This is a genomic window from Mesorhizobium sp. M2C.T.Ca.TU.002.02.1.1, assembly GCF_003997225.1.
In genome coordinates, this window is record NZ_RZTO01000002.1 from 1 (window position 1) to 21,841 (window position 21,841).

19 protein-coding genes and 2 pseudogenes are annotated in these 21,841 nt (G+C 64.8%); 10 read left to right on the plus strand and 11 right to left on the minus strand.

The features are described from left to right. The 5 genes and pseudogenes from EOD07_RS00175 to EOD07_RS00195 form a co-directional block, all read right to left on the minus strand. Positions 1-353 (minus strand): annotated as a pseudogene (locus EOD07_RS00175) (aminotransferase class III-fold pyridoxal phosphate-dependent enzyme); the annotation flags it as partial. A 167-nt stretch (positions 354-520) separates the two neighbouring features. Beyond that, the gene (locus EOD07_RS00180) at positions 521-1,495 is read right to left on the minus strand and encodes a WD40 repeat domain-containing protein (RefSeq protein WP_127233448.1); all 975 of its coding nucleotides are present in this window, start codon (positions 1,493-1,495) and stop codon (positions 521-523) included. A gap of 110 nt (positions 1,496-1,605) precedes the next feature. Continuing rightward, positions 1,606-2,133 (minus strand): GNAT family N-acetyltransferase, encoded by a 528-nt coding sequence (locus EOD07_RS00185; RefSeq protein WP_127233449.1) that lies wholly within the window; start codon positions 2,131-2,133, stop codon positions 1,606-1,608. Further along, entirely contained in the window at positions 2,130-2,408 is a 279-nt protein-coding gene (locus EOD07_RS00190; RefSeq protein ID WP_040988913.1) for a DUF1778 domain-containing protein, read from the minus strand. Before EOD07_RS00190 ends, EOD07_RS00185 begins: the two co-directional genes overlap by 4 nt. 78 nt (positions 2,409-2,486) lie before the next feature. Next, a complete protein-coding gene (locus tag EOD07_RS00195; protein WP_127233450.1) occupies positions 2,487-3,539 on the minus strand; it encodes a GTP-binding protein in 1,053 nt (350 codons plus the stop codon). A gap of 386 nt (positions 3,540-3,925) precedes the next feature. Between EOD07_RS00195 and EOD07_RS00200 the strand changes: the two genes are divergently transcribed. Beyond that, a complete protein-coding gene (locus EOD07_RS00200; RefSeq protein ID WP_040988911.1) occupies positions 3,926-4,399 on the plus strand; it encodes a MarR family transcriptional regulator in 474 nt (157 codons plus the stop codon). A 67-nt stretch (positions 4,400-4,466) separates the two neighbouring features. Here EOD07_RS00200 and EOD07_RS00205 read toward each other — a convergent pair whose 3' ends face one another. Continuing rightward, complete coding sequence (locus EOD07_RS00205) at positions 4,467-5,327, minus strand: AraC family transcriptional regulator (RefSeq protein WP_127233451.1); 861 nt, start codon at positions 5,325-5,327, stop codon at positions 4,467-4,469. A gap of 45 nt (positions 5,328-5,372) precedes the next feature. Here EOD07_RS00205 and EOD07_RS00210 point away from each other — a divergent pair, with 45 nt between their 5' ends. The 5 genes from EOD07_RS00210 (at position 5,373) to EOD07_RS00230 (ending at position 9,832) form a co-directional block, all read left to right on the plus strand. Further along, positions 5,373-5,780, plus strand: coding sequence for a DUF2000 family protein (locus EOD07_RS00210; protein ID WP_127233452.1), 408 nt, complete (start codon positions 5,373-5,375; stop codon positions 5,778-5,780). Between the two features lie 427 nt (positions 5,781-6,207). Continuing rightward, positions 6,208-7,092 carry a DMT family transporter gene (locus EOD07_RS00215; protein ID WP_164771993.1) on the plus strand — a complete coding sequence of 295 codons (885 nt, stop codon included), beginning with the start codon at positions 6,208-6,210 and terminating at the stop codon, positions 7,090-7,092. 188 nt (positions 7,093-7,280) lie between these two features. Further along, complete coding sequence (locus EOD07_RS00220; protein WP_073989252.1) at positions 7,281-8,303, plus strand: LacI family DNA-binding transcriptional regulator; 1,023 nt, start codon at positions 7,281-7,283, stop codon at positions 8,301-8,303. Beyond that, positions 8,300-9,283: a 2-hydroxyacid dehydrogenase gene (locus tag EOD07_RS00225; RefSeq protein WP_127233454.1), complete on the plus strand. Its 984-nt coding sequence runs from the start codon at positions 8,300-8,302 to the stop codon at positions 9,281-9,283. Before EOD07_RS00220 ends, EOD07_RS00225 begins: the two co-directional genes overlap by 4 nt. A 156-nt stretch (positions 9,284-9,439) precedes the next feature. After that, positions 9,440-9,832 (plus strand): hypothetical protein, encoded by a 393-nt coding sequence (locus tag EOD07_RS00230; protein WP_127233455.1) that lies wholly within the window; start codon positions 9,440-9,442, stop codon positions 9,830-9,832. A 15-nt stretch (positions 9,833-9,847) separates the two neighbouring features. Here EOD07_RS00230 and EOD07_RS00235 read toward each other — a convergent pair whose 3' ends face one another. After that, a complete protein-coding gene (locus EOD07_RS00235) occupies positions 9,848-10,621 on the minus strand; it encodes a gamma-glutamyl-gamma-aminobutyrate hydrolase family protein (RefSeq protein ID WP_040988979.1) in 774 nt (257 codons plus the stop codon). Between the two features lie 265 nt (positions 10,622-10,886). On the opposite strand from EOD07_RS00235, the gene EOD07_RS00240 reads away from it, so the two are divergent. Beyond that, positions 10,887-11,996, plus strand: a complete 1,110-nt coding sequence (locus EOD07_RS00240) for a TRAP transporter substrate-binding protein (RefSeq protein WP_127233456.1) — start codon at positions 10,887-10,889, stop codon at positions 11,994-11,996. 166 nt (positions 11,997-12,162) lie between these two features. Here EOD07_RS00240 and EOD07_RS00245 read toward each other — a convergent pair whose 3' ends face one another. The 4 genes from EOD07_RS00245 to EOD07_RS00260 form a co-directional block, all read right to left on the minus strand. Beyond that, entirely contained in the window at positions 12,163-13,191 is a 1,029-nt protein-coding gene (locus EOD07_RS00245; RefSeq protein ID WP_127233457.1) for a zinc-dependent alcohol dehydrogenase family protein, read from the minus strand. A 10-nt stretch (positions 13,192-13,201) separates the two neighbouring features. Continuing rightward, on the minus strand, positions 13,202-14,992 hold the full coding sequence (locus EOD07_RS00250; protein WP_164771991.1) for a TRAP transporter large permease subunit: 1,791 nt from the start codon (positions 14,990-14,992) through the stop codon (positions 13,202-13,204). Further along, positions 14,989-15,594 carry a TRAP transporter small permease subunit gene (locus EOD07_RS00255; RefSeq protein ID WP_041001056.1) on the minus strand — a complete coding sequence of 202 codons (606 nt, stop codon included), beginning with the start codon at positions 15,592-15,594 and terminating at the stop codon, positions 14,989-14,991. Before EOD07_RS00255 ends, EOD07_RS00250 begins: the two co-directional genes overlap by 4 nt. A 217-nt stretch (positions 15,595-15,811) precedes the next feature. Beyond that, a complete protein-coding gene (locus tag EOD07_RS00260; RefSeq protein ID WP_127233458.1) occupies positions 15,812-16,717 on the minus strand; it encodes a branched-chain amino acid ABC transporter permease in 906 nt (301 codons plus the stop codon). A gap of 94 nt (positions 16,718-16,811) precedes the next feature. Between EOD07_RS00260 and EOD07_RS00265 the strand changes: the two genes are divergently transcribed. The 3 genes and pseudogenes from EOD07_RS00265 (at position 16,812) to EOD07_RS00275 (ending at position 21,714) form a co-directional block, all read left to right on the plus strand. Continuing rightward, positions 16,812-17,420, plus strand: coding sequence for a CGNR zinc finger domain-containing protein (locus tag EOD07_RS00265; protein ID WP_127233459.1), 609 nt, complete (start codon positions 16,812-16,814; stop codon positions 17,418-17,420). Further along, positions 17,413-17,942 (plus strand): annotated as a pseudogene (locus EOD07_RS00270) (hypothetical protein). The gene EOD07_RS00265 and the pseudogene EOD07_RS00270 overlap by 8 nt, the downstream one beginning before the upstream one ends. A gap of 298 nt (positions 17,943-18,240) precedes the next feature. After that, positions 18,241-21,714 (plus strand): indolepyruvate ferredoxin oxidoreductase family protein, encoded by a 3,474-nt coding sequence (locus tag EOD07_RS00275; RefSeq protein ID WP_127233460.1) that lies wholly within the window; start codon positions 18,241-18,243, stop codon positions 21,712-21,714. Positions 21,715-21,841: the final 127 nt, after the last annotated feature.

Consider the following 21,841-nt stretch of genomic DNA (forward strand, 5'->3'; position numbering starts at 1 on the left):
ATATAGGTCAGACCTCGGGCTGCCTGCCGGCGGATGGCGCGCGCGACCGCCGGCGGCGAATGGCCGAGCATCGAGCCGGTGTCGCCCAGGCAGAAATCGTCGAGCCTGTTGCCGTCTATGTCGGTGATGGTGGCGCCCTTGGCGCCGTCGACCAGGATCGGGAACGGCGTTGGCCAGTCTGTCATCCAGTGCATCGGCACGCCGCCGAGGAAGCCGGCGATGCCGTTGCCGAGCTTCGCCTCGGATTTCGGCCGCGCCTTGCGGAAAGCGGCCGCCTCCGCCTCGCGCAATTCGGCGATGCGGGCGATGTCGATGCCGCCGATGGAATTCCTGGAACTGTCCGATGCCTGCATGAAAACCCCTGTGTTTCGCGCGGCACTCTGCCCATGGCTTGGCAAAACTGCAATTGGCCGTGGTAGGGGCGGGCGTTGGGGCAGGCGGTAGGGGAGTAGGGCAGTAGGGCAGTGCGCTCGACCGCTGTCTTCCCCCTACTCCCTTACTGCCTTACTCCCCTACTCCCTCACGCAGTGATATCGATGACGCCGCAATCGCCGGCGGCGCTTCCGAACACGACGCGGCGCTCTTCCTTGTCCCACATCATCGACGTGATGGCGCCCTTGCCGGGACGGCGCAGCAGCACTTCCTTGGCGTCGGCGAAGCGCGCCGCGATCACCATGCCGTCCTCATAGCCGATGGCCGTGACGTCCTGGCTCGGATGGCAGGCGACACAGGTCACCATCGTGTTGCCGCGCGTGCCGAGCTCCAGCGGCGCCTTGCCCATCGGCCCATCCTTGCTGGCGAAGGGCCAGACGATCGCCGCCGGCGCGCCGGAGCTTGCCAGCCATTTGCCCTTCACGCTCCAGGACAGGCTTTTCACCTTGCCGGGATAGCCCGACATGCGCATGTGCTTGCCGTCGGCGAGCTTCCAGCCATGCAGCGCGTTCTCCTGCATGGTGGTGACGAGGAAGGCGCCGTCCGGCGAAAAGGTGATCCCGGTATGGGCGCCGGCCCATTCGAGCTCCACCGGCTTGCCCTCGGCGGCCGGGAAATGCAGCGTCGCGCCATTGTAGCGGGCGACGCCGAAACGCATGCCCTTGGGCGAGAAGGCCAGCCCCTCCACCGAGCGTGGATGGGCAAATTCCTTGATCCTGCCGTCGGCGAAACGCACGAACGCGGTCTTGCCCGAGGCATAGGCGATCGCGCCCTGCGGCCCGGCGGTGACGCTGGTCACCCATTTTCTGCCGGCGCTGGCAAGTTCGCGCACCTCGCCGCCGACCGTCACGGCAAACACCTTGCCGTCCTCGCCGCCGGTGATCAGCCGGTCGTTGGCCGCGTCATGGAAGGCGGCAAGCAGGCCGTCATTGGCCTGAACCGTCTTTTGCCCGTTGTCCAACCGGTGGATCGCGCCGTCGGCCAAGGCGAAATGCGGCACGTCGTTGAGGAAGACGGCGGCGACGCAATGGCCTTCGAGATCAAGCGGGGCGACTGTGGGCATGGCTTCCTGCGTGAGCGAGATTTGGATTTATCTGGCGGCTTACTCGACGTTTCCCGCATCGGCAACCATAGGAACCGGCAGCGGTCCCTCAAAGACAGGGTGGGAAGGCATCAAAGCAGCCCCTTTGCCCGCAACTCCGTCGCAAAAGTCGCAAGCGGCATCACCAGTGTCAAAGGTTGGCCTTGAAGAGGCTCGGCACCGTAGCTGGTGTACCATCCTGCCGCCCGCTCACTCTTGGCGTCAATAATGAGCAGGACGCCGCCGCCTTCGCCAGCGAGGCGCAAGCAGCGGAGCGCGGCGGCGGCAAGCAACTGACCGCCAAGCCCTTGCCCTGCAACGCGGCGATCCGTCGCGAGACGGGCAAGCTTGAAACCGGAAACTTCGTGCCGCGCCAAACCCCTCGTCATGGCCGCGGGCACGGTTTCGTGAGCGACTGCAGACGGCGCGATTGTATAAAAGCCGAGAATCCGCCCGGTAGTCGCGTCGTCGATCGCACAGAAGGTCTTGGCGGCATTTTGTTCGTGGCTCTGTCGCGCGAACCGCCGCAAAAAGTCATTCATCTGTGCGTCGCCGCAGTCGAACGAGGCCCGATCGTGCTGTTTCGCAATCGGCTGCTCGTGCCAGGACGGAAGTGTCACAGTGTTTCCGGTAAGGCCGCGATCGCCGCTCGCAGTTTTGCATTGGGTCTCGGCGGATTCTCCAGCAGGTCGAGTATGCGTGTGAAATTACGGTCGGATACTTTTGTGACCTCCGCGGCTTCGATCACAGCCTGCGCCTCGGGAACGACCTTGTTGAGGATGAAGTCGGCAACGTCCTGATGCGAGAGTGCAGCGGCGCGCGCGATCATCGCCTTCTGCGCGGGCGCAATGCGAATTTGATAGCGCTCAGTCTTCTGGTCGGAGGGCCGCGACATAGGATGTCTCCCAGGCTTCATGTACACATGATATGTGTACATGAAGCCGCAATCAATCCTATGGGATAAATTTGGCGTTTAGGCCGCCTGGCAGGCCTCAAAACTCTTCCTGAGCCGCTCGGCGTCGAGATCGCGGCCGATGAAGACCAGCCGGCTTTCATGCTTTTCGCCGTCCTTCCAGGCGCGCTGGTGGTCGCCCTCGAGGATCATGTGCACGCCCTGCAATACATAGCGGTCCTCGTCGCCCTTGAGCGCGATGATGCCTTTCAGCCGCAGGATGTTCGGCCCTTCCATCTGGGTGACCTTCTCGATCCAGGGGAAGAACTTCTTCGGATCCATCTCGCCGCCACGCAGCGACACCGACTTCACCGTCACGTCATGGATGTCGGAAGCATGGTGGTGATGATGATCGTGACCGTCGTGATGATGATCGTGGTCGCAGTCCGGGCCGCATTCATGGTCGTGATCGTGGTCATGCGCCTCGAGGAAATGCGGATCGTTCTCCAGCGCCCGCGACAGGTCGAAGGCGCCCCGGTCGAGCACTTCGCTCAGCGCCACGCCGGAACGTTGCGTGCGATGGATCCTGGCCGCCGGGTTGATGGCGCGAACCGTCGCTTCGACCTTTTCGAGCTCTTCCGCGCTGACGAGGTCGGTCTTGTTCAGCACCACCACGTCGGCGAAGGCGATCTGGTCCTCGGCTTCCTTGGAATCCTTGAGGCGCAGCGGCAGGTGCTTGGCGTCGACCAGCGCCACGACCGCGTCGAGCTTGGTCTTGGTGCGCACGTCATCGTCCATGAAGAAGGTCTGCGCCACCGGCACCGGATCGGCGAGGCCTGTGGTTTCGACCACGATGGCGTCGAAGCGGCCGGGCCGCCGCATCAGGCCCTCGACGACGCGGATCAGGTCGCCGCGCACCGTGCAGCACACGCAGCCATTGTTCATCTCGTAGATTTCCTCATCGGATTCGACGATCAGGTCGTTATCGATACCGATCTCGCCGAACTCGTTGACGATGACGGCGTAACGCTTGCCGTGGTTCTCCGACAGGATGCGGTTGAGCAGCGTCGTCTTGCCCGCGCCGAGATAGCCGGTGAGAACGGTTACGGGGATTTGCGTCTGTGCATCGCTCATGGCTTGCCTCGAAATCTTGGCCTCGAAAATCTTGGATTGTCGGCCTCATATAGGATGGGTGCCACGCTTTTGCACGCGCCAAACCGATAGGCCAGGTGGAACTCCTGACCGGCGGGCGCCGAGGGACGGATTGGCGGCGTCCGGGGCAGGCAGAACGGAGGGGCCACGAGAGTGGCCAGGGGTCATTGCCGGCCTCCGTTGTGAATCTCGTCGGTTCAAAAGTCGTTTGTCATCTAACTGAAATAAACATCTGGCATCACCTGCGCGGGCACCGCAATGCTTGCCGGCAAAGCGTTCCGCAAGCCGGTTTCTTAGAGATCGTCATTTGCCAACCGTCGGACGGCCTCTATGCTGGCCGCGCCGGTTCGGCCGAAGAGGGAACGACCATGGCCAAGGCGGACAAGACAGCGACAATGAGCCGGCTGCATTCGGCGGCGAGATTGGCGCGCACGGCGCTCGCCGCGCGGCTTCTGGCGCATGGTTTTTATGCCGGCCAGGACCAGATCATGCTGGCGCTCGACCGCGAGGACGGCCAGACTCCCGGCAACCTCGCCGGCCGGCTAGGCGTGCGCCCGCCCACCATCACCAAGACCATAAACCGGCTGCAGGCCCAGGGTTTCCTCGAAAAGCGCGCCTCCAACGCCGATGCCCGCCAGGCCCATATCTTCCTCACCGAATCCGGCCGCGAAACCATCCGCGCCATCGAGAAGTCGGTCAAGAAGACCGAGAAGCAGGCGCTGAAGGGCCTCGACAAGAAGGACCAGAAGGCGCTGTTCAAGCTGCTCGCCCGCATCGAGGCGAACCTGTCGAACGAAGATCTGGTCCTGATGGACGACGACGCGGAGCTGGATGAAGCGTGAAAGCGCGACGACGCTGCGCGTCGCGCCTGAACGCCATCACCGGACGCCTCGCCCTTGAGCGACGACGCTACGCGTCGCGCACAAGCGTCGCCCAGCGCCCCGGCGTCATGCCGAACGCCTTCTTGAAATGCCGGTTGAAATGGCTCTGGTCGCTGAAGCCGGCGCCAGCGGCGATTTCCGCCAGCGACTCGCCCTCGGCGATCATGCGTCGCGCTCTTTGCAGCCGGCGCATCAACAGGAAGCGATGCGGACTGGTCGAATAGGTGGCGCGAAAATGGCGCGACAGCGCGTAGCGGTCGAGGCCGGTGACGGCCTCCAGCTCATCGGAATGCACTGCACGCTCGGCATTCTCTTCCAGATAATCGCGCGCAAGCGCCGCTGCGCGCCAGGCGGTCTTGCTCGCTGACTTTGCCGGCTTTCCCGCGTGGCGTCTCAGGTGCTGCGCCAGTTGCGCGACGAAATCCGCCACGAACAGGTCGCAGAGCTCTTCGTCCAACGGCGCCAGCGCCGAGAGCAGCGTGTCCCGCAGCGCCGGATCGTCGACAACGGCGCCATGGACGAAGGGCAGCGGCTCGCCGCCGAGGCAGTCGAGCAGCAGGGACGGCTCCAGATAGAGGATCCTGTAGCGCAGCCCGTCTTCCGTGCCGGCGCCGCCATCGTGCAATTCGTCGGGGTGCAGCACGATCGCCTGGCCCGGCAGGCTGTGCTGCAGCGCGCCGCGATAATGGAAGCGCTGCACGCCGTTGAGTGTAACGCCGATCGCATAGGTGTCGTGCCGGTGCAGCTCGAAGGCGTTGCCGTGGAAGCGCGCCTCGATGCGTTCGAGGCCAAGCCCGCCCGGCGCCGAAACGATGCGATCGCCGTTGGCTGCATCCGCGCACGAACGTTCAAGACCTTCCTTCGCTTCCGCGCCTAGAGCCTGCGCCATCGCCCTGTTCCGCCCGTCACGGGCCATCTCGGAGTATCAATCTTGGTGTTCGATACGAAAATTGCAATTGTTCTGCGAGAGGATCTGCCGGTGTGGCAGAAGCTCAACGTCACCGCGTTCCTGACCAGCGGCATCGTCGCGCAGTTTCCCGAGATCATCGGCGAGCCCTATCGCGACCGCGCCGGCAACCTTTATAACCCGATGTCGATCCAGCCGGTCATCGTCCTGTCGGCCGATGCAGCGACGCTGGGCACGATCCATCGCCGGGCCTTGGAGCGCGGGGTGACGACGTCGGCCTATGTCGAGGAGATGTTTTCGACCGGCCACGACGCAGCCAACCGCGCCGTCTTCGCCGAATTCGCGCCGGACGATGCCAGGATCGTCGGGGTTGCGTTGCGCGCCGAAAAGAAGCTGGTCGACAAGATCACCAAGGGCGCCCGCATGCATGGCTGATTTTATACCGTCTTTGACGTTCGGGATTGGCAGCAACCTCGCCAGCTTCGTCATCCGTGGGCGTAGCGACGCGAAGCGGAGCGAAGACCCAGGGATCCATGCCGTGACCTTCGCCGAGGTTTGCAACGGAGCAGAATTTTGCACCGTTGGTGGAGCGTCGATGTAACGGCATGGATCCTCGGGTCTGCGCGCGTCGCTTCGCTCCTTGCTCCGCCCGTGGATGACGAACCGCGAGGACCGTTCAAACCAATCGCCGACGGCGATGCGCTCTAAGCCTGTCCAAGGCGCTTGTTGGGCCAGTCGCTTTTGGCTTGCTGGCCAGCGGCGATTGCCGCAGAAGTGACGCGTCTATTTTTCCTTCGGCCTGACCTTGAGCATTCCCAAGAACACCGACGACAGCGCAACGCCGCCCGCGGCGATGCTTCTGATGCTCTGCGTCTATGTCTGCTTCACCTTTCTCGACACCTCCAGCAAATATCTGGTGCTGGCCGGCGTCTCGGCGCTGGTCGTCGCCTGGACCCGCTTCGCCGTCCATGTCCTGCTGGTCGGCCTCTTTCTGCGCGGCTGGCACGAGCCGAGGCGTTTTCGCGCCAACAACCTGCCGGCGCATATATTGCGCGGCTGCATGCTTTTCGGCTCCACCATGTTCAACATCCTGGCGCTGAAGACACTGCAGCTCGCCGAAACCACCTCGATCTATTTCTTCGGCCCAATGGTGATCACCGCTCTCGCCGGCCCGCTGCTTGGCGAATGGGCCGGCTGGCGGCGATGGCTCGCGATCCTCACCGGCTTTGTCGGTGTTCTGATCATCACCCGGCCGGGCGTCGGCGTGTTCGGCATCGGCCATCTCTTCGCGCTGGGCTCGATGCTGTCGAACAGCTTCTACGTCATCATGACGCGGCGCATGTCGGCGACGGAAACCTCCGAAAGCCTGATATTGTTCTCGGCGCTGGCGCCGTCGGTGCTGCTGGCCCCGATGCTCGCCTTCTCGCCCGCGCTGCCGCACGGCGGCTTCCAATGGTTCGTCGTCCTGATGCTGGGCGTCTTCGGCGCCGGCGGGCACTATCTGCTGGTCCGCGCCTATCGTCTGGCGACCACGACGCAACTGGCGCCGTTCCCCTATTCGCAGATGGTGTGGATGATCATCTCCGGCTGGGTGATCTTCCACCAGTTCCCCGACCGCTGGACCTTGCTCGGCGCTGCCATCATCGTCGCCAGCGGGCTCTACATCATTCACCGCGAGCATCGGCTTCGCGTCCGCAACTCCGCTTCGCTCGACACCGAGGCCGAGGCGCTGGCGAAAAAACTTTGATTTGCTCCCGATCGATGGCATAAGGCCGAATTTAAACAATTTAAAAACCTGAATGCAGACCCTAGAGCCGGATGATTTCAGGTCAAACCCGAACTCTGAATCCGGCTCTAAATCAAAGAAGTAGAGCATGATGTCGTCCGAAAACCGCTTCACACTTTTCGGCATCATGCTCTAGGGAGCGAAGGGCACTGGCACAGAAGATCAAGCTTTCGACGATCGCGGATGCGCTCGGCGTCTCCACGGCAACGGTATCGCTGGCGCTGCGCGACAGCCCGCTGGTCGCAGGCGCCACGCGCGAGCGCATCAAGGAGCATGCCCGCGCCATCGGCTATATCTACAACCGCCGCGCCGCCTCGTTGCGCACCTCGCGCTCCGGCATTGTCGGCGTCGTCGTGCATGACATCATGAACCCGTTCTTCGCCGAGATCCTGCGCTCGATCGAGAGCGAGCTCGACCGCAGCCGCCAGACCTTCATCCTGTCCAATCACTACGACCAACTGGAAAAGCAGCGCACCTTCATCGACACGCTGCTGCAACTCGGCGCCGACGGCGTCATCATGTCGCCGGCCATCGGCACGCCGGCCGCGGACATCATCATGGCCGAGGAAAACGGCCTGCCGGCGGTGCTGATCGCGCGCACCGTCGCCGGCGCCGACGTGCCGGTCTTCCGCGGCGACGACGCCTACGGCACGGCACTTGCCACCAATCATCTGATCTCGCTCGGCCATAAGCGCATCGCCATGGTCGGCGGCACCGACCAGACATCGACCGGCCGCGACCGCTATCAGGGTTACCTCAACGCGATGGAAGCCGCCGGCCTGGAGGTGAAGCCGTCCTGGCGCATTCCCGGGCCGCGCACCAAGCAGGCCGGGTTCGAGGCCGCCGGACAGTTTCTGGCGCTGAAGGACAAGCCGACAGCGGCCTGCTGCTGGAACGACCTTGTCGCGATCGGGCTGATGAACGGCATCGCGCGCGCGGGCCTCGTACCGGGCGTCGATATCTCCGTGACCGGCTATGACGATCTCGAGGAGGCGGCAATCGCGACGCCGGCGCTGACCACGGTCTGGAACGGTCAGCGCGAGGTCGGCCGCCGCGCCGCGAGCGCCTTGCTCGACAAGTTGAACGGGCAGGCGGTGCGGCCCTCGCAGGAACTGATCAAGCCGGAACTGCATGTGCGGCAGTCGACCGGCAAGCCGGTGGAGCGTGCATGACCAAGCCTGAAGGAAGATTGCCGGTCGCCATCCTGGTGCCCGCCGATTTCAACGATCATGCCGTTAGCCGCATCGACAAGGCGTTCAAGCGTGTGCGGATCGAACGCGCCGATCCGGCGCTGGTGACGGACGAGATGCGCGCGACGGTGCGCGGCATCGCGTCCTACGCAGGCATCAGCGCGGCGATGATCGACGCGCTGCCCAATCTCGAGATCATCGCCAGCTTCGGTGTCGGCTACGATTCCGTCGACGCCAATCACGCGGCCAAGCGCGGCGTCATGGTCACCAACACGCCCGACGTCCTGACCGAGGAGGTCGCCGACACCGCCATTGGCCTGCTGATCAACACCGTGCGCGAGCTCTACGCCGCCGAGAAATGGCTGCGCGACGGCGACTGGGCGGAGAAGGGCAATTATCGCCTGAGCCGGCTTACCTTGCGCGGCCGCAGCGTCGGCATCTTCGGCATGGGCCGCATCGGCCGGGCCGTCGCCCGCCGCATCGAAGCCTTCGGCCTGCCGATCGCCTACCACAACCGCCGCAAGGTCGAAGGCCTGGCTTACGGCTATCATGCCACTTTGAAAGGCCTCGCCGAAGCCGTCGACACGCTGATCTGCGTCGCTCCGGGCGGCGCTGCCACGGAGAGGGCGATCAATGCCGAGATCTTGTCGGCGCTGGGTTCGAACGGCGTCTTCATCAATATCGGCCGCGGCTCGACGGTGGATGAAGCGGCACTCGCCGCCGCCCTCGAGAGCGGCGCCATCGCCGCCGCCGGGCTCGACGTCTTTGCCGACGAGCCGAACGTGCCGCAGGCCCTGCTCGACGCGCCCAACGCCTCGCTTTTACCGCATGTCGGCTCGGCGTCGGAGCACACCCGCCGAGCCATGGCCGATCTCTGCGTCGACAATCTCCTCTCCTGGTTCGCCGAGCGCAGGCCGCTGACGCCCGTGCCGGAGACCATCAACGTCAAGGCGCGCGGCTAGAGCGCCTTCAGGCAGGTATAAGGCGGTCTTCCCTCCATCGAACGTTGAACCGCTCCGGGTGCTTTCGCCACATTTGTTAATGCTTTAGCAGCTCCATTAACTCCCACTTAAGGCTTTGAAATCATTTTCCATGCTGGTTGAGCGTGGAGAAGAGGCGTGAAGCTGGTTGCCGGGTTGGTTGTGTCGGTTGCCTTGTTCGGGGGCGCGCATGTCCTGTATGGCGGCGAGGGCCAAGGCACGGCTGTCGAGACCGCCTCCTCGAGCACGTATCGATTGACGGTCAATGGCGACGAAGCCGCCTGCGCCGTGCAGCGCGGAGCTCCGGTCTCGGACGGCCTGTCGCGGCTCGACGTCGCCCCGGACTGCCGCAAGCTGATGCCCGGCATCGAGCGCGTGAGATTCTGGCGCGAGCAGGCGGACGGCTCGGTCGCTTTCAGCGAGAACGGCGTCGATCCGATCGTCACCTTCGGGGTCGCCGATGGCGACGGCTACGAATCCTACGCGCCGGTCGCGCCGCTTCTCGCGCTGAACAGCGACAGCGGCAACTGAATTTAAGCGAAGTGTCTATTCCGCCGCGGCGCGGGCACCGGCCTTCGCGGCCGCGTGCAGCCGCACGGCATCGCCGAAAGCCTTGAAGATCTTAGCGGAATTGCTGTCCGACTTCACCCAGTATTCAGGGTGCCACTGCACGCCGACCGCGAAGGCCCGCGCATCCTTGACCGAGACCGCTTCGATCGTGCCGTCGGTGGCCAAGGCCTCGACCTGGAGCCTGGAGCCCAGCAGGTCGATCGCTTGGCGATGCAGGGAATTCACCTTGATCTCGCCGGCGCCGAACACGCCGGCAAGGCAGCTTCCGGGCTTGATCGAAACTGTCTGATGGATGGCGAAGCGCTCCTCCTGATTGTCGCTCACTGGCGCGCGGTGGTCGAGCGAGCCTTCGCGCTCCTGGATTTCGGTGCCCAGCGTGCCGCCCAGCGCAACGTTCAGCTCCTGGATGCCGCGGCAGATCGCAAGCAGCGGCACGCCGCGCTCGATCGCCTTGCGGATAAGCGGCAGCGTGGTGGCGTCCCGCGCCGGATCGTAGGGCCCGTTGGCCTCACTCGGGTCGCCGCCATAGAGCGAGGGATGCACGTTGGACTTCGACCCGGTGACCATGACGCCGTCGACGGACGACAGCAATTCGTCGAGGTCGAGCCGGTCGCCGAAGGACGGCACCAGGAGCGGGAACACGCCGGCGCCGGCGACCGCCGCCTCCAGATATTGCTGGGGCGCTGCGTGCCAGGTGTAGTTGTCGAACTGGCGGACGTCGGTCGAGATTGCGACGAGCGGCTGCTGCATTTTGGGTTTGGTTTCCATCAGGCCAAGGATTTGTTCTGCCTATAAAATAAGCGATCCGTCGCGGCTTTTCCATGGCAAGTTTCGCCGCCTCGCATGGGCCAGACGAGAGGATGTTAGACTATAGTTGCAGTGGGCCGCTGAATGGCTGCAAGCTTGGCCGGCGGCGCTGGACTCGACTTCTTGCCCGTGTATGTTTCTCCCCCAACCGGTTCGGACACCGAGGATGTCCTGCATCGGTCAGCTGATCCGCAAGGGAGGAAACTTAATGGATCGTCGTTCGTTCATTCGCAAGGCCGGTGCCTCCGGCGTGAGTGCCGCCGCAGCGGCCGCGGCACTCGCCACGCCGGCCATTGCCCAGTCCAACCCGAAAGTGACCTGGCGGCTGGCGTCGTCCTTCCCGAAGTCGCTCGACACGATCTATGGCGGCGCCGAAGTCTTCTCCAAGATGCTGTCGGAAGCGACCGATGGCAATTTCCAGATCCAGGTCTTCGCTTCGGGCGAACTGGTGCCCGGCCTGCAGGCAGCCGACGCCACCGCCGCCGGCACCGTCGAAGCGGCCCATACCGTGGCCTATTATTACTGGGGCAAGGATCCCACCTGGGCGCTCGGTGCGGCCGTGCCCTTCTCGCTCAACGCGCGCGGCATGAACGCCTGGCACTATCATGGCGGCGGCATCGACCTGTTCAACGAATTCCTTGGCACGCAAGGGTTGTACGGCCTGCCGGGCGGCAACACCGGCGTCCAGATGGGCGGCTGGTTCCGCAAGGAAATCAACAGCGTAGCCGATCTCTCCGGCCTCAAGATGCGCATCGGCGGCTTTGCCGGCAAGGTCGTCGAGAAGCTCGGCGTGGTGCCGCAGCAGATCGCCGGCGGCGACATCTACCCGGCGCTGGAAAAGGGCACCATCGACGCCGCCGAATGGGTCGGCCCCTATGACGACGAGAAGCTCGGCTTCTACAAGGTCGCGCCCTATTACTATTATCCCGGCTGGTGGGAAGGCGGCCCGACCGTCCATCTCCTGTTCAACAAGGCGAAATACGAGGAGCTTTCGCCGACCTACAAATCGCTGGTGCGCACCGCGGCGCAGGCCGCGGACGCCAACATGCTGCAGAAATACGACTATGTGAATCCGCCGGCGGTGCGGCGGCTGGTGGCTGGCGGCGCCAAGCTCAGGCCGTTCAGCCAGGAGATCATGGCCGCCTGTTTCGAGAAGGCCAACGAGGTCTATGCCGAGATGGAATCCAACAACGCGCCGTTCAAGAAGATCTGGGAATCGATCAAGGCTTTCCGCAAGGAGCACTATCTCTGGGCCCAGGTCGCCGAATACAACTACGACACCTTCATGATGGTGCAGCAACGCAACGGCAAGCTGTAGGCTGGGCCTTACCTTCTCCCCCTTGGGGGAGAAGGTGGATCGGCGCGCAGCGCCGAGACGGATGAGGGGTGTTGGAAGGAATGAGGCGTTAGCATTCCCTGGAGCACCCCTCATCCGTCGCCTTCGGCGACACCTTCTACCACAAGGGGAGAAGGAAGATCCGCGCTCAGCCTCGGCCCGGCACCACCAGCACCTTGACTTCGCCCGGCGCCGGCGGGCTGGCGATCACGTCCGGTGCGTCTTGCAGGCTGACCTGCCTCGAAATCAGCCTGTCGATCTCGATCGCGCCCGAGGCGATCAACTGCGCCGCCCTTCCATGCGTGAACGGGTTGAGGAAGGAGCCGAGCACCTTCAGCTCGCGAAACAACAGATCGAACGGCTCGATTTCCACCTTCATGCCTTGCGGCACCACGCCGACGATCACCACCGTGCCGCCCGCCCTCGCCATGCGCAGCGATTGCTCGACCGTGTCGCGCACGCCGGCGCATTCCAGCACCACGTCGACGCCTCCCGGCGCCAGGCCATTCGCGCCGGCGACGGCCGCGATTGGGTCGCCGGCGCTAGGATCGATCGTCGCGGTCGCTCCGAGCTCCTTGGCAAGCGCGCGGCGCGAGGCCTGCCGGGTCGACAGGATGATGGTCGCGGCGCCCGCGAGCTTGGCCAACTGAACGACGAGCAGGCCGATGACGCCGCCGCCGAGCACCACCACCGACGCGCCCGGCCGGATCGCGGCAAGGTCGACGCCGTGCAGGCAGCAGGCGAGCGGCTCGCAGAAGGCGCCATGCGTAGGCTTGAGGTTTGCGGGCAGCCGGAAGGCTTGGCTTTGCGGCATCAGCACATAATCGGCGAAGCCGCCGTCGCGGTGGATGCCGATGGCCCTCAGATTGCTGCACAGATTGATGCGGCCGGCATGGCAATGGGCGCAGCGCCCGCAGGCGATGTTGGGATCGCCGGTGACACGGTCGCCGACGGCAATGCCGGACACCGCCGCGCCCACGCCTTCGACGATGCCGCAGAATTCATGGCCGAGCGTCACCGGCGGCGTGCAGGGAAACTCGCCATGGAAAAGGTGCCGGTCGGTGCCGCAGACGCCGCAGGCCTCGATCCGCACCAGGATATCCTCCGGCCCCGGCGAAGGCTTGTCCACCTCGCGAAGCGCGATGCTGCCGATTGCTTCGAGCCGCACTGCTCGCATGGCTGTCACCTCAATTGAAACTCGGTGGCTTCGAAAGGTCGGGCGCCGGCGCCGCCGGCTTGGCCGGTGCATCGCCGAAGCTCGGCGGCTGCGACAGGTCTGGCGTACCTGGCGCCGCCGGCGCGCCGCCATTGGCCGGAGCCGCGCCATTGTCCGCCGGCGGCGTGCCGAGCGGCGACAGCGAAGGCATGTCGGGCAGCTTGAGGTCGATCGTGCTTGGTTCGACCGCGGCGCCCTTGTAGCGCATCACCATTTGCGGGAAGGCGATGGTGAGCCCGATCATGATCACCTGGATGCAGACGAACGGCACGGCGCCCCAATAGATCTGCCCGGTGCTGACCGGCGCGATCTGCTTGCCGGTGATCCTGTCGAGGTAAGGCACGCGGGCCGCGACCGAACGCAGGTAGAACAGCGCGAAACCGAAAGGCGGATGCATGAAGCTGGTCTGCATGTTGACGCCGAGCAGGACGCCGAACCAGATCAGGTCGATGCCGAGCTTGTCGGCGGCCGGCGCCAAGAGCGGCACGATGATGAAGGCGAGCTCGAAGAAATCGAGGAAGAAGGCAAGAACGAAGACCAGGATGTTGACGCCGATCAGGAAGCCGGTTTCGCCGCCGGGCAGCGAAGTCAACAGATGCTCGACCCAGATATGGCCGTTGACGCCGTAGAAGGTGAGCGAGAACACGCGCGCGCCGATCAGGATGAACAGCACGAAGGCGGAAAGCCGGGTCGTCGAGGCCAGCGCCTGGTTGACGACGTCCATCGTCAGGCGGCCCTTCATCGCCGCCATGATGAGCGCGCCGACGGCGCCCATGGCGCCGCCTTCGGTCGGCGTGGCGATGCCGAGGAAGATCGTGCCCAGCACCAGGAAGATCAGCGCCAGCGGCGGGATCAGCACGATTACCACCTGCTGCGCGAGCTTGGACATCATGTTGATACGCAGCCGCTGATCGATGATGGCCACGACATAGATGACGATGACGCCGACGGCGAAGCCGAGGATATCGGCATTGTCGCCCTGCGTCGGCGCAAGATAGCGATAGGCGCCGTAGGAGATGGCGCCGGTGACGAGCAGCGCGACGATCAGCGACAGCACGCCGTGGCCGAGCGTGCGGGCCTCCAGCGGCAGCGCCGGCATGGAGTTCGGCCGGACGATCGACATGATCAGGATGTAGAGCATGTAGATGCCGGTCAGCACGAGGCCGGGGATCAGCGCGCCGGCATACATGTCGCCGACCGAGCGCCCGAGCTGGTCGGCAAGCACGATCAGCACCAGCGACGGCGGGATGATCTGGGCGAGCGTGCCGGAGGCCGCAATGACGCCGGAGGCGACCCTGCGGTCATAGCCGTAGCGCAGCATGATCGGCAGCGAGATCAGTCCCATGGCGATGACGGAGGCCGCCACCACGCCGGTCGTTGCGGCAAGCAGCGCGCCGACGAAGATCACCGCATAGGCAAGCCCGCCGCGTATCGGTCCGAACAGCTGGCCGATCGTGTCGAGCAGGTCCTCGGCCATGCCTGAGCGTTCGAGCACGATGCCCATGAAGGTGAAGAAGGGTATCGCCAGGAGCGTGTCGTTGGACATCACCCTGGTGCCGTAGAAATTGTCCGGCAGCGCGTGCAGCAGCGGCCAGGCAAGGTTGATCGACCCGCCGGAATAGGGCGAGACCAGCACGCCGATGAAGAAGAACAGCAGGCCGTTGGCGGCGAGCGAGAAGGCGACGGGATAGCCGATCAACAGAAAGATGATCAGCGAGGCGAACATGATCGGCGCCATGTTCTGCGCGATGAATTCGATCATGGGCGGGCCTCGCCCGCGATCGCCTTGGCTTCCTCGGCCAGCGCCTTGGCCTCGAGCTCGGCCTGCTCATGCGCCGACACGAAGGGATTGGGATCGTCCATGTCGCCGCGCATGATGGCGATCTTCTTGATGATCTCGGAGACGCCTTGCAGGGCGAGCAGGAAGAAGCCGACCAGCAAGATCGCCTTGGCCGGCCACACGATCAGCCCGCCGGCATTGGTCGACATCTCGCCGCTGCGGAAGGACAGCGACACATAGGGCACGAAATAGATCACCATCAGCACGACGAAGGGCATCAGGAAGAAGAGGTGGCCGAGGAGGTCGATCCAGTGCTGCACGCGCCGCGGGAACATGCCGTAGACGATGTCGATGCGGATATGGTCGTTCTGCTTCAGCGTGTAGGCGGCGGCCAGCATGAAGGCGGCGCCGAACAGGTACCATTGCAGCTCCAGCCAGGCGTTGGAGGAGGTGTCGAACACCTTGCGGATGACGGCATTGCCGGCGCTCACCAGGATCGCGAGCAGGATCAGCCACGAGACCCAGCGGCCGATGAACTCGTTGATGCGGTCGATCGTCCTGGATAGAGCGAGCAGCCCTGCCATGCATATCCTCCCTGACCATGCGGCGCGCCCGATTCCCCCTCCGGTGTCGCGCCGCTTGGCCCAACGATATGCAGCGCGTGGTCCGGCAGGTCAACATGACAAAGCCGTGGCAAACGGATCGGCACGCTGGACAGTGGCGGAATACCGCCGCCTGACGATGCGTCATGCAACGAAAGTCTGGGGCAACGAAAGTCTGGGGGCAACGAAAGTCCGGGGATCAGGCGATCTTGGCCTGGTCGCGCCCGGTGCCGATCAGCACCAGCATGGCGACGAGGAAGAGATAGATCCAGGCGTCGCGCCATTCGAGCGGGAAGTAGCCGGCCCAAAGCGATTCCGCCATGCCGAAGGCCGCTGCGCCAAGCGCCGCCTTGAGCGGCGACAGATAGCCCCCGACCGCCGTCACGAACAGGATCTTGAGGCCGTAGATCAGCCCGGTGCCGAAGGAGACATTGCCGTAGTAGAGACCGGCAAGCACGCCGGCCAGGGCGGCGCAGAGGCCGCCGAACAGCACGGCGCGGCGGAACACGACGCGCACATCGACGCCGCACATCGCCGCCGCTTTCGGGTCGTCGGAGACGGCGCGCCAGGCGCGGCCGAAGCGCGAATGCGAAAACAGCCAGGCTGCCAGCGCCACCAGCGCGATGACCGCCGCGCAGTCGAGCAGCTGGATGATGGTAAGCGTGACCTTGAAGCCGTCGCCCTCGGCGAAAATGACCGGGGTGGCGAGCATCGGCGGCAACCACAGATCATGCGTGTCGGCGGCGATGCGGCTCGCCTCCGACAGGAAGAGCAGGATGCCGAGCGTCGTCACCACGATGGCGTTGGGCGAGCGGTCGGCAAGCCTCTCGAAAACGCTGCGCGACAGGACGTGGCTGATCAGCACCGCATAGAGAATGGCGGCGGCCACGCCGAGCGCCACCGCGGCGGCAAGCGTCAGCCACAGCGCCTGGTAGCCGAAGGCGGCGGTCAGGATCATCGTCTGGCCGCAGAAGGCGAACAGCGCGCCGTAAGCCAGGTTCGTGCGATGCAGGATGCCGTTGGTGAGCACATAGCCGAAGGCGAGCAGCGCATAGAGCGCGCCCGAATGCAGCCCGTTCAGCACCTGCTGGAAGAAATAGAGCATGCGATATCCCGCGGGTCGTGTGACGCGACCTTGGCGAACCGTTGCATTCGGAATCTAACTTGTCAAACACGTTTTATCGGTTAGATTTCTGTCCATGACGGTTTCCTGGACCCCGCACCGCTTCACCGGCGGCATCCTTGCGCTCGATACGGCGAACACCGTCGTGCTGCGCAACGATCCGCAAAAGTCCTTCGACCGTTTCGACGACCCGGCCGAGATCGCCCGCTTCGCCGAGGCGGCGAGCGGTTTTCGCGCGACCGAACTCGGCGGCCGGCGGCTGCGGGCGCCGGAACCGGGCGAGATAAAACCGACCGTCATCTCGATCCGCGAAGCGACCGATCGCCTGTTTCGCCATGCCGTGTCGAACGGCGCGCTCGCGACCAGTCTCCTGCCGGATTTCCTCACGGCCTGCGCCGGCGGACTGTCCGGTAATGCGACCGAGATCGGCGCGCCCGGCCGGCCCTTCGGCGATCCGCAAACGCCGATTGCCTTCGAGGCGGCCTTGGCCGTCTCGGCGCTGTCGCTGCTGCAGGGCGAAACGGTGGCGCGGCTTCGGATCTGCCCCAATTGCAGCTGGCTGTTCGTCGACCGCAGCCGCAACGCCAGCCGCCTGTGGTGCGACATGGCCGTTTGCGGCAATCGCCAGAAGGCAAACCGCTATTACCGCCGCCGTACGGCGGCGAGGGAGGTTCCCAATGCTTAGGAAATTGTCGCGTTCGGCTCTGGTCGGTGCCGCCTGGTCGCCGCTGTCGCGCTCGGCGCCTGCCGCGACACCGGCAAGGACCAGCTCTTTGCCATTTCCGGCAAGCTGTTTGAGTTCAACTACCGGCTGGCCATCGCCACCTACGTCATCACGCTGAAGCCGCTGCGGCCGATGGTGGACGGCCAGGTCGCCGTGGTGAGCTTCCAGAACCCGGCCGGCGGCGACCCGCTCGTCGTCAACCAGAAGATCTGGCCGAAGTTGCCCCACATCACGCTGACCAGCCCGCCGCTCTCCTGCGTGGTCAAGGACAAGCCTTACAAAGTCTCGATCCGCATCGAGGATGCGAGCGGCACATTGCTGCAAAGCATTGACACCACCATGACCTCGTCGGAGGACCAGACCATGTTGCCGGACCGGCCGCTGGTGATCGGCCCGAAATACGAGCTCAATCCTGACCTTGCCGGCCACCCGAACGGCAAGCTGCCCGACGAGCAGAAGCCGGATTGCTCGAAGGCGACCTGAAACGCAGGCGTCAAAGCAATCCCAGGAAAAGTGTGAAACGGCTAGGCGCGGCGACTTCGCCGTAGCCTTCCGCCCGGAGTTTTGTCGAACAAAAGCCGCGCCAACGCGAAATTTTTGTTCCTCGGGAAGCGCTTAGCGTGATCTTGCATGCGCCGCCGGCCACTCGCCAGACCGTTTGTTGCGTGTTATCTGGCCCCTGCGATTTTGTTTGACCTCACCGCCAAGGGACGAAAGACTGCGGCGTCCCACTCCGACGTTGGCTGCCTGATTTGGGCCGCCTCCGCAGAGGAAATGCCTGATGACGCTGCACGACGTCGCGCTCGACGACAAGTTCGACCTTGGCAAGGAGCGCGTCTTCCTGTCCGGCGCGCAGGCGGTCGTGCGCATGCTTCTGATGCAGCGCGAGCGCGACCGCCGCGCCGGCCTCAACACGGCGGGCTTCGTTTCCGGCTATCGGGGCTCGCCTCTCGGCGGCCTCGACATGCAGCTGTGGCGGGCGAAGAAGCAGCTCGCTCAAGCCGATATCGTCTTCCAGCCCGGCCTCAACGAGGAGCTCGCCGCCACGGCCTGCTGGGGCTCGCAGCAGACCGAGTTGCTGGGCGAAGGCACGCATGACGGCGTCTTCTCCGTCTGGTACGGCAAGGGGCCGGGCGTCGACCGGTCCGGCGACGTCTTCCGTCATGCCAATCTTGCCGGCTCGTCGAAACATGGCGGCGTGCTTGCCCTGATGGGCGACGACCATATGGCCGAATCATCGACCAACGCGCATGCCACCGAATTCCTCTTCGTCGACACCATGGTGCCGATCCTCAATCCGGCCGGCGTCCAGGAGATCATCGACTACGGCCTTTACGGCTTTGCCATGTCGCGCTTCGCCGGCACCTGGGCGGCGATCAAATGCGTCAAGGACAACATCGAATCGACGGCCTCGGTCGACGCCTCGATCGAGCGCCTGGGCATCGTCATTCCCGAATTCGACATGCCGCCGGGCGGCCTGAACATCCGCCACGAGATCGACATGCTCGGCCAGGAAGAGCGGCTGCACGAGTATAAGCGCGCCGCCGCTTCCGCCTTCATCCACGCCAATGGCCTCAACCGCATCGTCTATTCCGGCGGCCGCAATCCCAAGCTCGGCGTCATCACCATCGGCAAGAGCTATCTCGACGTCCGCCAGGCGCTGGAGGATATCGGCATCGACGAGCAGGCCGCCAACCGCATCGGCATCCGCCTGTTCAAGGTCGGCTGCCCGTGGCCGCTCGATTTCCAGCACATCGCCGAGTTCGCCCGCGGCCTCGACACCATCGTCGTCGTCGAGGAGAAGCGCTCGCTGATCGAGGTGCAGCTGCGCGAGAACCTCTACGGTACCGCCGTCCAGCCGGTGATCGTCGGCAAGAAGGACGAGCGCGGCGACTGGCTGTTCCCGGCCAAGGGCGCGCTCGATCCGAACGAGACCGCCATCGCGCTCGGCGAGCGCATCCTGCGCACCATCGGCCCGTCGGAAGAGATCGCGGCGCGGGTGGCGAAGCTGCGCCAGTTCCAGGCGATGCTCGCCGACACCGTCGATATCGGCTCGCGCACGCCTTTCTTCTGCTCGGGTTGCCCGCACAATTCCTCGACCAAGGTGCCGGACGGCTCGCTGGCCGCCGCCGGCATCGGCTGCCACTTCATGGCGCTGTGGATGGACAGGAACACTGTCGGCTTCACCGCCATGGGCGGCGAGGGCGCGCAATGGGTCGGCCAGGCGCCGTTCTCGAAGCGCGACCACATCTTCCAGAATCTCGGCGACGGCACCTACAACCATTCCGGCTTGCTGGCGATCCGCTTCGCGCTGTCCTCCGGCGCCAACATCACCTACAAGATCCTTTACAACGACGCCGTGGCGATGACCGGCGGCCAGCCGCACGAGGGCGGCCTCACCGTCGACATGATCGCGAGACAAGTGCGCGCCGAGGGCGTCGACCGTATCGCCGTCGTCACCGACGAACCTGACAAATATGCCGGCAAGGCGGATTTTCCGGCCGGTATCAGCGTCCATCACCGCGACGATCTCGATCTCGTCCAGCGCGAATTGCGTGACGTGAAGGGCGTTTCGGTGCTGATCTACGACCAGACCTGCGCCGCCGAAAAACGCCGGCGCCGCAAGCGCGGCACCTTCCCCGATCCCGACAAGCGCGTCTTCATCAACGAGCTGGTCTGCGAAGGCTGCGGCGATTGCGGCGTGCAGTCCAACTGCGTCTCGATCCAGCCGGTCGAGACCGAATTCGGCCGCAAGCGCCGCATCGACCAGTCGAGCTGCAACAAGGATTTCTCCTGCCTCAACGGTTTCTGCCCGTCCTTCGTCACCGTGCATGGCGGCAAGATCAGGAAGGCCGAAGGCATTGCCGGCAGAGCCGATCCTCTCGACGGCGTGCCGGCGCCGGCTGAATTCGGCATGGGCAACCAGGGTTGGGCGGGGATCATCGACGGGGTCGGCGGCACCGGTGTCGTCACCGTCGGCGCGGTGCTCGGCATGGCCGCGCATCTGGAGGGCAAGGGCTGCGGCATGATCGACATGGCCGGCCTCGCCCAGAAGGGCGGCTCGGTCTTCACCCATGTCCGCATCGCCCCGACACCCGAGGACATCCACGCCATTCGCGTTTCGGCCGGCAAGGCCGATCTTGTGCTCGGCTGCGACCTCGTCGTCTCCGGCGCCAAGAAGGTGCTGGGCGCGGTGCGCGAGGGCCACACGATCTTCCTCGCCAACACCGCCGAGATCATGCCCGGTGAATTCACCCGTTCCGCCGACTTCTCGCTGCCGGTCGAGCGGCTGAAGAAGGCGATCCGGGCGGCCGCCGGCGACGACAAGGCGCATTTCTTCGACGCCACCCGCACGGCGACCGCGCTGTTCGGCAATTCGCTCGGCGCCAACATGTTCATGCTTGGCTTCGCTTTCCAGCATGGCGGCCTGCCGCTTTCGGCCGAAGCCGTTGAAAAGGCGATAGAATTGAACGGCGAAGCGGTGGCGATGAATATCGCGGCTTTCCGCTGGGGCCGTCGCGCCGCGCATCAGCCCGATTTCGTGCGCGGCCTGGTCGCCCAGACCGGCAAGCCGGCGTCGAAGCCCGCCGAGACGCTGGACGATGTCATCGCCCGCCGCGTGGCCTTCCTCACCGCCTATCAGAACGCCGCCTACGCCAGGCGCTACGCCGATCGTGTGGCGATGGTGCGCGCCGCTGAAGCCAAGGCCGTGCCAGGCTCGACCGCGGTGACCGAGGCAGCCGCCAGGAACCTCTTCAAGCTGATGGCGATCAAGGACGAGTATGAGGTGGCGCGGCTCTACACCGACGGCACTTTCGCCACCGACCTCGCCAAGCAGTTCCAGAGCTATGACAAGCTCGAGTTCCATCTCGCGCCGCCGATCCTCGGCCGGCGCGGCAATGACGGCAAGCCCCGGAAATCGAGCTTCGGCCCATGGATGATGAAGGGTTTCCGGCTGCTGGCGGCGATGAAGGGCCTGCGCGGAACCGCCTTCGACCTTTTCGGCTACACGGCCGAGCGGCGCATCGAGCGGCAGTCGCTGAGAGAGTATGAGGCCGATCTCGACCTTATCGCCGCGGCACTGGCGCCGGGCAGGGTGGAAGCCGCGACGGCCTTGGCCTCCGTGCCGGCGCTGATCCGCGGCTACGGCCATGTTCGGCAGGCCAGCGCCGCGAAGGCAGGGGGTGAGCGGGCGCGGCTGATCGAGCGTCTGCAAAGGCCGCTGGCAAGCGCGGAATTGCAGGCGGCCGAGTGATCGATACGCCTTGTTTACCTGAACGAGCGTTTCATGGCGTCCGTAACGTCGATTGACTTGACGGGACGGCTCGTAAAGCTCTCTCTAAAGCTTTCTTAAGGCGAATATGACACTGCTAGGATCCCAG

Excerpts from the sequence above, each read along its gene's own strand:
- EOD07_RS00200 (WP_040988911.1), top strand. The coding sequence starts at position 3,926 with ATGGCCAAGGCGGACAAGACAGCGACAATGAGCCGGCTGCATTCGGCG.
- EOD07_RS00275 (WP_127233460.1), top strand. The coding sequence starts at position 18,241 with ATGACGCTGCACGACGTCGCGCTCGACGACAAGTTCGACCTTGGCAAG.
- EOD07_RS00215 (WP_164771993.1), top strand. The coding sequence starts at position 6,208 with ATGCTCTGCGTCTATGTCTGCTTCACCTTTCTCGACACCTCCAGCAAA.
- EOD07_RS00260 (WP_127233458.1), bottom strand. The coding sequence starts at position 16,717 with ATGCTCTATTTCTTCCAGCAGGTGCTGAACGGGCTGCATTCGGGCGCG.
- EOD07_RS00245 (WP_127233457.1), bottom strand. The coding sequence starts at position 13,191 with ATGCGAGCAGTGCGGCTCGAAGCAATCGGCAGCATCGCGCTTCGCGAG.
- EOD07_RS00265 (WP_127233459.1), top strand. The coding sequence starts at position 16,812 with ATGACGGTTTCCTGGACCCCGCACCGCTTCACCGGCGGCATCCTTGCG.
- EOD07_RS00195 (WP_127233450.1), bottom strand. The coding sequence starts at position 3,539 with ATGAGCGATGCACAGACGCAAATCCCCGTAACCGTTCTCACCGGCTAT.
- EOD07_RS00255 (WP_041001056.1), bottom strand. The coding sequence starts at position 15,594 with ATGGCAGGGCTGCTCGCTCTATCCAGGACGATCGACCGCATCAACGAG.
- EOD07_RS00235 (WP_040988979.1), bottom strand. The coding sequence starts at position 10,621 with ATGCAGCAGCCGCTCGTCGCAATCTCGACCGACGTCCGCCAGTTCGAC.
- EOD07_RS00180 (WP_127233448.1), bottom strand. The coding sequence starts at position 1,495 with ATGCCCACAGTCGCCCCGCTTGATCTCGAAGGCCATTGCGTCGCCGCC.
- EOD07_RS00225 (WP_127233454.1), top strand. The coding sequence starts at position 8,300 with ATGACCAAGCCTGAAGGAAGATTGCCGGTCGCCATCCTGGTGCCCGCC.
- EOD07_RS00250 (WP_164771991.1), bottom strand. The coding sequence starts at position 14,992 with ATGATCGAATTCATCGCGCAGAACATGGCGCCGATCATGTTCGCCTCG.
- EOD07_RS00190 (WP_040988913.1), bottom strand. The coding sequence starts at position 2,408 with ATGTCGCGGCCCTCCGACCAGAAGACTGAGCGCTATCAAATTCGCATT.
- EOD07_RS00205 (WP_127233451.1), bottom strand. The coding sequence starts at position 5,327 with ATGGCGCAGGCTCTAGGCGCGGAAGCGAAGGAAGGTCTTGAACGTTCG.
- EOD07_RS00240 (WP_127233456.1), top strand. The coding sequence starts at position 10,887 with ATGGATCGTCGTTCGTTCATTCGCAAGGCCGGTGCCTCCGGCGTGAGT.